Below are 11,216 nucleotides of genomic sequence, written 5' to 3' on the forward strand. Positions count from 1 at the left end.
CGCACGGGAATATCAAACGAAATGCGCCCCGCCCTGCATATGGGCGAGAGTGATTTCATCAGGATATGACGCCGCCCAGGATTCAGGCGGCGCGACAGCACATGTCGCTGGGGAAAGAGCACCCGAGCACGGTTGGGGCAGAATTGTCATGGTGCAGGTCCTGCCATCTGCCGGACCCGCCCAGGCCAGGAACCAGACAGCCGGAAGCCCTTGAAGATCAGGTCACAGACGCAGAAGGCAATCGAGGAACGGCGCGTGCGCGTGGTCGTCGCCGAACGCAATCCGCTCGTCATATCGGCGGTGCGCGACATGCTGGACTGCGACGGGCGCTTCGATCTCAGGGCCTGCGTGCAAAGCGGCAGGCATTTTCTGGAATTGGCAGCGGAAGGCGAATTCGACGTCGCAGTTATCGGCTGGAAGCTCTCCGACATGGACGGCGCCGATGTGCTGGCCGAGGTTCACAGCCGCAAGCTGGGCGTGCGCATCGCGGTGTTTTCCAACGACCACGACATCGGCATCCTGAAGCAGTGCGTGCGGCTCGGCGCCCAGGGCTACTGCTTCCAGTTCGACGATCCGGCGATCATCTTCGAGACCATCCTGGCCGTCGCGCATGGCCGCATCTGCATCCCCTACATCGACATCAACAAGGTCAACGACACACCCTTGTCGCTGCTCACCGTGCGCGAGCGCGAGCTGCTGGCGGTGCTGTCCGACGGCTGGACCAATCTGCAGATCGCGACGCGCACCGGGATTTCGGAGAACACGGTGAAATACCACCTCAAGAATCTCTACGACAAGCTCGACGTCCGCAACCGGGCGATGGCAGTCGCGCTCTACGCGCGGGAGAGGCGTACCCAGAAGCAGCCGTTGGGGTAGGCGAGCGACTGGCCGCGGGTAGGTCACCCGGGTAGGCAACCCCCACCCGCGCGCGGCAAGATGTTACCCCTTGAGGTGTTGTTGCCTTTAGCCGTCGAGACGAAACTCCCCTCACCGCTTTGCTGGATCAGGAGGAGTTCGCGACATGGCCGGTTTCACCCATCTTTTCATTCCCGGACCGACCAACATCCCCGAACAGGTCCGGCAGGCGATGAACCTGCCGATGGAAGACATGCGTGCAGCATCCTTCCCCGATCTCACGCTACCGCTGTTCGAAGACATCAAGACGGTGTTCAAGAACGAGACCGGCCGCGTCTTCATCTATCCCTCCTCCGGCACCGGCGCCTGGGAAGCGGCGATGACCAATGTGCTCAGCCCCGGTGACCGCGTGCTGATGTCGCGCTTCGGACAGTTCTCGCATCTGTGGGTCGACATGGCCGAGCGCCTCGGCTTCGAGGTCGATGTCATCGATTGCGACTGGGGGACCGGCGTGCCGCTCGAGCTCTATGCCGAGCGGCTCAGCGACGACAAGGCGCATCGCATCAAGGCAATCTTCTGCACGCAGAACGAGACGGCGACCGGCGTGACCAGCGACGTCGCCGGCTGCCGCGCCGCGCTCGACGACGCCAACCACCCTGCTTTGCTCTTCGTCGACGGCGTCTCGTCGATCGGCTCGATCGACTTCCGCCAGGAGGAATGGGGCGTCGATTGCGCCGTCAGCGGCTCGCAGAAGGGTTTCATGCTGCCCGCCGGCCTCGGTTTCCTCTCCGTCAGCAAGAAGGCGCTGGTGGCCTCGCGGAGCGCCACGCACCGCCGCTGCTTCTTCTCCTTCGAGGACATGATCCGCGCCAACGATGCCGGCTACTTCCCTTATACGCCGGCTACACAGCTGCTGCGCGGTCTGCGCGCCTCGCTCGACCTGATCGCCGAGGAAGGGCTGGAAAACATCTTCGCCCGCCACCATCGTCTCGCCGAAGGCGTGCGCAAGGCAGTCGACGCCTGGGGCCTGAAGCTCTGCGCCAAGGCGCCGAAATGGCACTCCGATACGGTCAGCGCCATCCTGGTGCCGGACGGCGTCGACAGCGGCGATGTGGTCAAGCGCGCCTACCAGAAATACCAGACCGCGCTCGGCGGCGGCCTCAACAAGGTGATCGGCAAGGTCTTCCGCATCGGCCATCTCGGCTGGCTGAACGAGGTGATGGTGCTGGCCTCGCTCTCGGCCGCCGAAATGGCGCTGCTCGACTGCGGCGTACGGCTGGCGCCCGGCTCCGGCGTCGGCGCCGCCATCCAGCACTTCCGCGCCTCGGCCGCCGTGCCGGTCGCCGAAGCCGCTTGAGGGGAGCCGACGATGAGCCACACCATCAACCATCTGAAAAAACTGCGGCTGCAGCGCAGCGAGCTGGCCGTTCCGGGCTCCAGCCCGGAGATGATCGACAAGGCCGCCAACAGCGCCGCCGACTTCATCTTCCTCGACATCGAGGACGCCGTTGCCCCACCCGACAAGGAGCGCGCCCGCAAGAACATCATCCAGGCGCTCAACGACATCGACTGGCGCGCCAAGGGCAAGACCGTCTCGGTGCGCATCAACGGCCTCGACACCCATTACATGTATCGCGACGTGGTCGACGTCATGGAACAGGCAGGCGACAGGCTGGACACGATCCTGGTGCCGAAAGTCGGCGTGCCGGCCGACCTCTACATGGTCGAGGCCATGGTCAACCAGATCGAAATGGCCAAAGGTTTCAAGACCCGCGTCGGCCTCGAAGCGCTGATCGAGACCGCGCTCGGCATGGCCAATGTCGAGGCGATTGCCGCGACACCCGGCCGGCTGGAAGCCATGCATTTCGGCGTCGCCGACTATGCGGCAAGCTGCAAGGCGCGCACCGTCAACATCGGTGGCCTCAACCCCGACTATCCCGGCGACCAGTGGCATTTCGCTTTGTCGCGGATGACCGTCGCCTGCCGCGCCTATGGCTTGCGCGCCATTGACGGACCGTTCGGCGACTTCTCCGATCCGGAGGGCTACGTCGCCGGGGCCAGGCGCGCGGCGGCCCTCGGTATCGAAGGCAAATGGGCAATCCATCCCTCGCAGATCGCGCTCGCCAACGGCGTATTCTCTCCACCGGAAAAAGAGGTGACCCGTGCCAGGCGAGTCCTCGAAGTGCTGAAGGAGGCGGAGGCGCAGGGCAAGGGAGCGGCCGCACTCGACGGCAAGATGATCGACGCAGCGTCGGAACGCATGGCGCGCAATGTTCTGGTGGTCAACGAGGCAATCGAACGCGCCGGTCAATTCTCTAGTGAGCCGCGCGTCGCCACGCATTGACCGTTCAGGGAGGACAAAATGGACATCCACGAATATCAGGCCAAGGAACTGCTGGCACGCCACGGCGTGCATGTGCCGCGCGGCGGGCTGGCCTACAGCCCCGAGCAGGCAACCTACAGGGCGCGCGAGATCGGCGGCAGCAAATGGGTGCTGAAGGCGCAGGTGCATTCCGGCGCCCGAGGCAAGGCCGGTGGCATCAAGCTCTGCGCCAATGACGAGGAGATCTCCAACGCCGCCGAGGCCATGCTCGGCCGCAAGCTGGTGACCCACCAGACCGGCCCGCGCGGCAAGCTGATTTCGCGCCTCTATCTCGAGGAAGCCGTCGACATCGCGCAGGAGCTCTATGTCGGCTTCGTCCTCGACCGCAAGGAAGAGCGCGTCATGATCGTGGCCTCGGCCGCCGGCGGCATGGAGATCGAGGACATCGTCGAGAAGGCGCCGAATTCCATCCTGCGCACATCGGTCGATCCCGGTGTCGGCATGCAGCGTTTCCAGGCCCGCGAGATCGCCTTCGGCCTCGGCCTCGACCACAATCTGATCGGCAAGGCGACCGAGACCATCTTCAGCTGCTACCAGGTGTTTCGCGACTACGACGCCTCGATGCTGGAGATCAATCCGCTGGTGGTGACGCGCGACGGCAATCTGATCGCGCTCGACGCCAAAATGTCGTTCGACGAGAACGCGTTGTTCCGGCGGCCGGAAATTTCCGAGCTGCGCGACAAGAGCCAGGAAGACCCGCGCGAAACCTTCGCCAGCGATCGCGGCCTGTCCTATGTCGGGCTCGACGGCAACATCGGCTGCATCATCAACGGCGCCGGCCTCGCCATGGCGACCATGGACATGATCAAGATCGCCGGCGGCGAGCCGGCCAACTTCCTCGACATCGGTGGCGGCGCCTCGCCCGAGCGGGTGGCGAAATCCTTCCGGGCCGTGCTCGGCGACAAGAATGTCGAGACCATCCTGGTCAACATCTTTGCCGGCATCAACCGCTGCGACTGGGTCGCCGAAGGCATCATCAAGGCAATACGCGAGGTCGGCGTGAACGTGCCGCTGGTGGTCCGTCTCTCCGGCACCAAGGCCGAGGAAGGACGCCGCATCCTGGCCGATTCCGGCGAGGCGGTAATCGTTGCCGACACGCTTGCAGAAGCCGCCGAAAAAGCCGTCGCTGCCTGGCGCGCGGCCACCAAGAAAAAAGCAGCCTGAGGGAGGTCGAGAAAATGGCAATCCTGCTCAACCGCAGCACCCGCGTCATCGTCCAGGGGTTCACCGGCAAGATCGGCAGCTTCCATGCCGACGACATGAAACGCTATGGCACCAAGCTGGTCGGCGGCGTCACCCCCGGCAAAGGCGGCCAGAAGCATCTCGGCCTGCCTGTCTTCAACACGGTCAAGGGCGCGGTGCGCGAGACCCGCGCCGAGGCCAGCATCGTCTTCGTGCCGCCGCCCTTTGCCGCCGATTCGATCATGGAAGCGGCGGACGCCGGCATTAAACTCTGCGTCTGCATCACCGACGGCATCCCGTCGCAGGACATGATGCAGGTCAAGCGCTACATGCTGCGCTACCGCTACGAGGACCGCATGCGGCTGATCGGCCCGAACTGCGCCGGCGTCATCACGCCCGGACAGGCGCTGATCGGCATCATGCCCGGCAGCATCTATCTGCCTGGCCGCGTCGGCATCGTCGGCCGCTCCGGAACGCTCGGCTACGAGGCGGCGTCGCAGATGAAGTCGCTCGGCATCGGCGTGTCGACCAGCGTTGGCATTGGCGGCGACCCGATCAACGGCTCGTCCTTCAAGGACATGCTGAAACTGTTCGAACAGGATGACGACACCGACGCCGTGGTGATGATCGGCGAGATCGGCGGACCGCAGGAAGCCGAAGCGGCCATCTGGGCGCGCGACAATATGAGGAAGCCGCTCATCGCCTACATCGCCGGCCTCTCCGCCCCCAAAGGCCGCCGCATGGGCCACGCCGGCGCCATCATCTCGGCCTTCGGCGAGTCCGCGCAGGAAAAGGTGGAGATCCTCAAGGACGCCGGGGTGATCATCGTGCCGACGCCGTCGTCGTTTGGTGAGGTGGTTGCAGAGACGCTGTCACGTATGAAGAAGGCCGCCTGAACAGCGGCCTTCGCGTTCGACCGCGCCTCATGCCGCCTTGTCGGCTGCCGGCTTCGCGACCTTGGTGCGGGTGGCGCTGCGGCGGCCGTCGACGCTGACCGGAACGTCGCCGTCGACCGTGGCGCGACGCACCACCCGGTGCTGGTCGCCATAGTCGTTGACGGCGTAGTGCTGCGTCGCGCGGTTGTCCCAGATCGCCACATCGCCGGCCTTCCAGCGCCAGCGCACGGTGTTCTCCGGCGCGGTGACATAGGACTGGAAAACCTCGTAAAGCTTCGCCGAATCGCTTTTGGAAAGACCGATCAGCCGTTGCACGAAATTGCCGAGCAGCAGCGTGCGCTCGCCTGTTTCGGGATGGACGCGGACGACGGGATGCTCGGTCTCGTAGATCGTCGAGGTGAAGATTTCCTCGAAGTGCTTCTTTTCCGCAGCACTCGCACGCGGCCGCACCGCGGCGTAATCGTAGGCGTTGCTGTGCACCGCCCAGAGATTGTCGGCCAGCAGCTTCAACGGCTCGGGCAGGTCCTGATAGGCGGCCGCGGTGTTCGACCAGATGGTGTCGCCGCCGGCCGGCGGTATGACGATGCCGCGAAGAACGGAGAATTTCGGATAGGCGTCGACGAAGGTGACATCGGTATGCCATTGGTCGGCGCGACCGCCGCCACGGCTGGAATCGAGTTCGAGAATGGACGCCGTTCCCTTGACGGGACCTTGGGTCGGATGCGGGACGAGGTCGCCGAGACGCTGGGCAAAGCGCTCCTGCCCGGCATCGTCGAGATGCGCCTGGTCGCGGAAGAACACCACCTTGTGCCGCAACAGGATCTGGTTGATCGCCGCGACCGTCTGCTGCGGCAGGTCGCCGGAGAGCCGAATGTTCCTGATCTCTGCGCCGACGCGTCCGGTAAGCGGGACAATATCGGCATCCGGGATGATCTGCTCTACGGGGGTAAGTCTGGTCATGGGAACCTCTTCCTCTAAAGCCGCGGGGCTGCTGGCAATGCTCCGCCGTCTGCCGGCCGCACAGCGATCGGCGGAGCAACTCCCTCATCGGGAGCCGACTTGCCTGGTAACGAGAGCACTGATCTCAACTCAGGAGGCGAAGGCCGCCAAGGCTGGCGAGCAGTACCGAGATCCATTCAAAGCGTAATTCTACAAATTCCATAGACATTTCTTTTCAAAGTTCGGCGGCCCTGAGAAAAATGCCTTCTGTCCAGTTCGTTCGTGAGCGGCAGGCGGTGGAGCCCTGCGCGACGCGGCCCGCACCAGTAGTGACGCTGTCGTATCCCTTCGATATTGGAGATGGCGGGTGAATTGCATGCCTGATATTGATGGCTTCCACGCATCACGCAGGCGCCGAGATGACAGACTCCGATAAGGCTGACGCTGTCGAGCAATTGCTCGATACGCCTGACCTCGCCACCGCGCTGGAAAGCGACCAGTTCAAGAAATTTCTCGACCAGATGCCGATCGCGATCGCCGTCTCGGAATTGATCGCGAAGGAGCGTGTCGTCTACGCCAATCCCGAATTCGAGAAGCTCTCGGACCTCAAGGCGCCGAAGCTTGCGCGGGAAAACTGGGCGGCCCTTTCCGGCAGGGGGCTTCATCGGCAGAAGGACAGGCCGCTCGCCGAGGCTGTCGTTGAAGACACCGATTTCGTCGGCACATTTCGTCTTGAGCGCGGCGAGGACAAGCCGGCAATCGTCGACGTTTATTCCAACGTCATCGAGGACGACAACGGCAAGCTCTGCTTCCGGCTGGTGGCGCTTGTCGACGTCACGGCACACGGTGAGACCGAGGACACGCGACCCGCGGAGGAGCTCATCCGGGAGAAGGACACCCTGTTGCGCGAACTGCAGCACCGGGTGAAAAACAATCTGCAGATGATCACCGCTTTGATCCGGATGGAAACCCGCAACGCCACCGAACCGGACCAGAAGCGTTTCGAAAGGCTTGCCGGCCGGGTAGACGCATTGGCAATCCTTTACCAGACCTTGTCGGCTGACCAGCAGAAGGATGAGGTGGATCTTGGTGTGTATCTTAGCCAGATCGCGTCCGCCGTCATGGCGTCGCACGCAGTCGAAGGTATCCGCCTCGACCTTAAGGTGGATACCTATCCGGTATCCATCAACGTTGCCATGCCGACAGGCCTGGTCGTCAATGAGTTGCTGACCAACGCTCTCAAACATGCATTCGTCGGGCGCGACGGCGGCACGATCACGCTGCACAGCGTCGTCAGCGGCGATGGTTGCCGGGTGACTGTCGCCGATGATGGAATCGGTCTGCCGACGGGTGAGACCTGGCCCAGGCCAGGCAAGCTCGGCTCCCTGATCGCGCGGTCGCTGACCGAAAATGCCAAAGCGCAATTCGACGTCAAGTCGAGTGCCGGCGAGGGAACCAGGGTCACCATCGTCTTCAAGCGATCGGCGGCGACGGACTGAGGCTATGCAACGACGCGCCGGCAAATCCCGGCCGGACAGGTGCTTCGGGCGCTCGCGGGTGTGGCCTTAAGTCGCAAACGATTTGGCTTCAGAAGCGGGGCGCCGGGCTTCTTTGACGGTGCGATCAGCACCATATGTGGTCCACAGCCTACAAAACGAGAGAAGCTCGCTCCGACGGGTCGCATCGCGGTCGTCAGCCGGCAAGGGCTATGAACCAGGAACTGAAAACCATCATGCGTGAAAATATCCGACCAGCGTCGAGAGACGTCCCCCTCATTCAGCTAGGCCTCAACCAGTGCCGCTTCCCGGTGAGCGAAGACCGCTCGGTACCCGGAGGTTACCGGTTTTGTGCCGGGCCGACGTCGCCGGATCGCGTCTACTGCGATCACCACCACACCGTCGTGACGGCCGTTGACCCTCGTCGAGCCCGTCCGGGTCTCCATTTCCCGCAACGACGCGCCGCTTAGGTCACCCACATCCCCTGCCCCGCCACCGTTAAAGCCGGGGACTCGGTGCAGGAGGCTGGCCGGTGCGAGCCAAATGGCGTTCGCGTGCGGCTCTGCGACCTCTTGTTGCAACTCTGCTGCGGCCGGTTCAAGCGCCAAAGGCGATGATTTGGCGTCGACGGCCTGAGAAGCCGCAATGATTTCAATGGCCGAAAAATTATGGTGCGGTCGAGAAGACTCGAACTTCCACGGGTTGCCCCACAGCGACCTCAACGCTGCGCGTCTACCAATTCCGCCACGACCGCCCGTGGTAGGAGCCGGAACGAACCGGCTCGCGGCGTGTAGCAAATCGTTTCCGGCGAAACAAGGGCGCGGCGCGCAATAATCGCCGCAAATTGGCATATCGGCCTCTACAGCGCCGCGCGTCCTGTGGGACGCGCAAAGGACGCTGCAGCACTTTGATTTGGCGCATGATCCTTTCCGAAGATCGTTCCTATCTTCGGGGTCGTGCGCGAAGGCCGAAATGCGTGGCGAACTGGACGTTTCAGCCGGATACCGCCATATGAAGGGCAAATGCATTTGGCCCCAGAGCGCAAGCCGGTTTCGCCAAGCCGGCGTGCGTCACGCGAAAAACGAAAAAGCCATGACCGAACGCAGCCAGATCGCCACGTCGTTCCTGCCCTTGCCGGGTTCGGCGCCGGTCGAATGGCGCATCGAGCCCGGCCTGACCGGCTACACCGATGCGCTGGCCCTGATGGAAGCGCGCGCCGAGGCGATCCGCACGGGTGCGGCCGCCGAGATGGTCTGGCTGGTCGAGCATCCGCCGCTTTACACCGCCGGCACCAGCGCCCGCATCGAGGACTTGATCGACCCCGACCGTTTCCCGGTCTTTGCCGCGGGGCGAGGCGGCGAATACACCTATCACGGGCCGGGGCAGCGGGTTGCCTATGTCATGCTTGACCTGAAGCGCCGGCGCGAGGATGTGCGCGCCTTCGTCGCCGCGCTCGAGCAGTGGATCATCGGCACGCTTGCCGCCTTCAATGTGCGCGGCGAACGCCGCGAGGACCGCGTCGGAGTCTGGGTGGTGCGGCCCGAGCGCCCGTCCCTGCCCGACGGCTCGCCGGCTGAAGACAAGATCGCGGCCATCGGCATCCGGCTGCGGCGCTGGGTGAGCTTTCATGGCATTGCCGTCAATGTCGAGCCGGATCTCAGCCATTTCAGCGGCATCGTGCCATGCGGCGTGCCGGATCACGGCGTCACCAGCCTCGTCGACCTCGGCCTGCCCGTGACCATGGCCGATTTCGACCTGGCGCTGAAATCCGCCTTCGAGGATGTTTTCGGGGCAGCGGAGTCAACTTCTGCAGAACCGGCTCGCAAGGCCGGCTGAGTCTCGCCTCGACCAACGCTCAAAGCAACCGCGCCGAGGCCCACAACAGCCCGAAACCGTGAATGGCGAAGACGGCCAGCAGCGCGCCGGCCATGGCGAAACGGTCGAAGATGCGGATCGGCTTCAATTCGTGGCGCGGTTTTACCCCGCTACCCACTGTCATCAGGCTGAGGATGGCAAAGACGGCGCCCGCCACCAGCAGAAAGCTTTGGGAAAAGCCGGCCAGCCAGCCAAGCCATAGCAAGGCCGAGAGCAGGGAAAACGAGGCGAGCGCCAAGGCGACCGGCCCCGGGCAGATCTGGCGCAGCACCTGACCGCCGTCGAATTTCCACACCGGCACCAGATTGGCGATGTTGAACAGCGCGGCAAAGCCGGCAAGCGTCGCCAGAAGGGCCGCGGCGAGCCGATGTCCCTCGCCGGATGCGAGCCCGCTGGCGACGATCAGCAGCGGTACCAGGAACGCGGAAAAACCAGCGCCCATCAGCGCCACGAAGGCGACCTCGAAGCGGCTGTCATAAGGCCGGCCGCCAATGGCGATGCCGCCGAGCAGCGGGATAAAGATCATCCGCGCCTTGCGATGACCGGTTAGCCGGAAGGCCGCCATGTGGCCGAGCTCATGCAGGGCAACCACCGAGGTCAGGATCGCGGCCAGCGCCAGGCCGCCGAGATTGAGCCCGAAGAACGGCCAAAGGATGAAAGCCGACAGAACGGCGAAACCGACCTGGCTCAGCGGATGCTCGAACCAGCCGCCCTTGCGATACTGTCCGGTCCTCGCCCAGATCTCCAGCTTGCCGAGCTCGCGGCGCATGGCGAAGTAGCGGAACACCAGGAAGGCGACGCCGCGATAGCGATCGGTCTGGCTGAGCGTCACCCGCGTGCCGGCACCTTCCGAGGTGAGTTCAGTGGTCTCGTAAAAATCCTTCCAGAACGACGCGTCGAGCGCGGTATCCTCGATGACCCGCATCGAAAAACGACTGCCTTCGACGACGTCCTCGAAGCGCGACCCGCGCTCGATCGGCTGGCCGTCGCGGCCTTCCCAGGACAGCAGGATGCGGGCCGTGCCCTGCCCGTCCAGCGGCTGGGCCGAGAGTATCTCGCCGGACCAGCCGGCATCGCTGCCGAGCGGCCACAGCGCCTGCCAGAGGCGCTGCCGGTCCATTGCGACCACGCGGCTGAGCCTCACCGTGCGCAAACCGAGCGGCGCGGTCATCAAAAGGAAAATCAATCCGAGATTACCGGCCACCAGAAGGGACGTCACGATCGGCGACACCTGAGGTTTTGCTCCCTGTATTTGGCAGGGCACCCTAGCGGCACGGCGGCAAGAAAGGCTTAACGGCACAACGCCCTCCTGCCCGCCTAAAACACTGCGGCGAACAGCAGTTGCATCACATGGCGCCGATCCAGACGGCCATGGAAACCAGAAACGCACTCATGCACACCAACGAAACGACGTCCTGAACAAGATCGCTCATAACTCTCTCCTGTTGCTGATATGTTCGTATTTTGTTCTAACTTTGTTCGAAAGTCAATGAGCGGAAAGCGGCATGCCGACGAATCCTGACAGCCGGTTTGGGCAGGGTTAAGGAAAGGTTGACGGGGTGACGGCAGTGCTGACGCAGGGCGCATCGC

At 63.8% G+C, this 11,216-nt stretch carries 10 protein-coding genes and 1 tRNA gene; 8 read left to right on the forward strand and 3 right to left on the reverse strand.

What is annotated here, in order from left to right; translation table 11 throughout:
* Positions 1-210 precede the first annotated feature (210 nt).
* The 5 genes from ACYG9Z_RS03230 to sucD all read left to right on the forward strand — a co-directional run bounded on the left by ACYG9Z_RS03230 (position 211) and on the right by sucD (position 5,316).
* Complete coding sequence (locus ACYG9Z_RS03230; RefSeq protein ID WP_023712722.1) at positions 211-876, forward strand: response regulator transcription factor; 666 nt, start codon at positions 211-213, stop codon at positions 874-876.
* A 145-nt stretch (positions 877-1,021) separates the two neighbouring features.
* Positions 1,022-2,212: an aminotransferase class V-fold PLP-dependent enzyme gene (locus ACYG9Z_RS03235; RefSeq protein ID WP_023712721.1), complete on the forward strand. Its 1,191-nt coding sequence runs from the start codon at positions 1,022-1,024 to the stop codon at positions 2,210-2,212.
* A 12-nt stretch (positions 2,213-2,224) separates the two neighbouring features.
* Positions 2,225-3,199, forward strand: coding sequence for an HpcH/HpaI aldolase/citrate lyase family protein (locus tag ACYG9Z_RS03240; protein WP_023751633.1), 975 nt, complete (start codon positions 2,225-2,227; stop codon positions 3,197-3,199).
* A gap of 18 nt (positions 3,200-3,217) precedes the next feature.
* Complete coding sequence (locus tag ACYG9Z_RS03245; protein ID WP_023698327.1) at positions 3,218-4,402, forward strand: malate--CoA ligase subunit beta; 1,185 nt, start codon at positions 3,218-3,220, stop codon at positions 4,400-4,402.
* Between the two features lie 14 nt (positions 4,403-4,416).
* Complete coding sequence (gene sucD / locus ACYG9Z_RS03250) at positions 4,417-5,316, forward strand: succinate--CoA ligase subunit alpha (protein WP_023690971.1); 900 nt, start codon at positions 4,417-4,419, stop codon at positions 5,314-5,316.
* Positions 5,317-5,343: 27 nt separating this feature from the next.
* Here sucD and ACYG9Z_RS03255 read toward each other — a convergent pair whose 3' ends face one another.
* On the reverse strand, positions 5,344-6,276 hold the full coding sequence (locus ACYG9Z_RS03255) for a TauD/TfdA dioxygenase family protein (protein WP_023698328.1): 933 nt from the start codon (positions 6,274-6,276) through the stop codon (positions 5,344-5,346).
* 398 nt (positions 6,277-6,674) lie between these two features.
* On the opposite strand from ACYG9Z_RS03255, the gene ACYG9Z_RS03260 reads away from it, so the two are divergent.
* On the forward strand, positions 6,675-7,754 hold the full coding sequence (locus ACYG9Z_RS03260) for a sensor histidine kinase (protein WP_023751634.1): 1,080 nt from the start codon (positions 6,675-6,677) through the stop codon (positions 7,752-7,754).
* Positions 7,755-7,888: 134 nt separating this feature from the next.
* Entirely contained in the window at positions 7,889-8,221 is a 333-nt protein-coding gene (locus tag ACYG9Z_RS03265; RefSeq protein ID WP_084566269.1) for a GcrA family cell cycle regulator, read from the forward strand.
* Positions 8,222-8,420: 199 nt separating this feature from the next.
* On the opposite strand, the gene ACYG9Z_RS03270 is transcribed toward ACYG9Z_RS03265, so the two are convergent.
* A tRNA-Leu gene (locus ACYG9Z_RS03270) sits at positions 8,421-8,505 on the reverse strand.
* 338 nt (positions 8,506-8,843) lie between these two features.
* On the opposite strand from ACYG9Z_RS03270, the gene lipB reads away from it, so the two are divergent.
* Positions 8,844-9,587, forward strand: coding sequence for a lipoyl(octanoyl) transferase LipB (gene lipB, locus ACYG9Z_RS03275; protein ID WP_023751636.1), 744 nt, complete (start codon positions 8,844-8,846; stop codon positions 9,585-9,587).
* Between the two features lie 19 nt (positions 9,588-9,606).
* Here the strand turns inward: lipB and ACYG9Z_RS03280 are convergent, their stop codons facing one another.
* On the reverse strand, positions 9,607-10,857 hold the full coding sequence (locus ACYG9Z_RS03280; protein ID WP_023751637.1) for a peptidase M50: 1,251 nt from the start codon (positions 10,855-10,857) through the stop codon (positions 9,607-9,609).
* Positions 10,858-11,216 lie beyond the last annotated feature (359 nt).

Source organism: Mesorhizobium sp. RSR380A (genome assembly GCF_054719385.1).

What these genes read in the sequence shown, in the direction of transcription:
- ACYG9Z_RS03235 (WP_023712721.1), top strand. Translation starts at nt 1,022, where the DNA reads ATGGCCGGTTTCACCCATCTTTTCATTCCCGGACCGACCAACATCCCC.
- ACYG9Z_RS03240 (WP_023751633.1), top strand. Translation starts at nt 2,225, where the DNA reads ATGAGCCACACCATCAACCATCTGAAAAAACTGCGGCTGCAGCGCAGC.
- ACYG9Z_RS03245 (WP_023698327.1), top strand. Translation starts at nt 3,218, where the DNA reads ATGGACATCCACGAATATCAGGCCAAGGAACTGCTGGCACGCCACGGC.
- sucD (WP_023690971.1), top strand. Translation starts at nt 4,417, where the DNA reads ATGGCAATCCTGCTCAACCGCAGCACCCGCGTCATCGTCCAGGGGTTC.
- ACYG9Z_RS03255 (WP_023698328.1), bottom strand. Translation starts at nt 6,276, where the DNA reads ATGACCAGACTTACCCCCGTAGAGCAGATCATCCCGGATGCCGATATT.
- ACYG9Z_RS03260 (WP_023751634.1), top strand. Translation starts at nt 6,675, where the DNA reads ATGACAGACTCCGATAAGGCTGACGCTGTCGAGCAATTGCTCGATACG.
- ACYG9Z_RS03265 (WP_084566269.1), top strand. Translation starts at nt 7,889, where the DNA reads ATGTGGTCCACAGCCTACAAAACGAGAGAAGCTCGCTCCGACGGGTCG.
- lipB (WP_023751636.1), top strand. Translation starts at nt 8,844, where the DNA reads ATGACCGAACGCAGCCAGATCGCCACGTCGTTCCTGCCCTTGCCGGGT.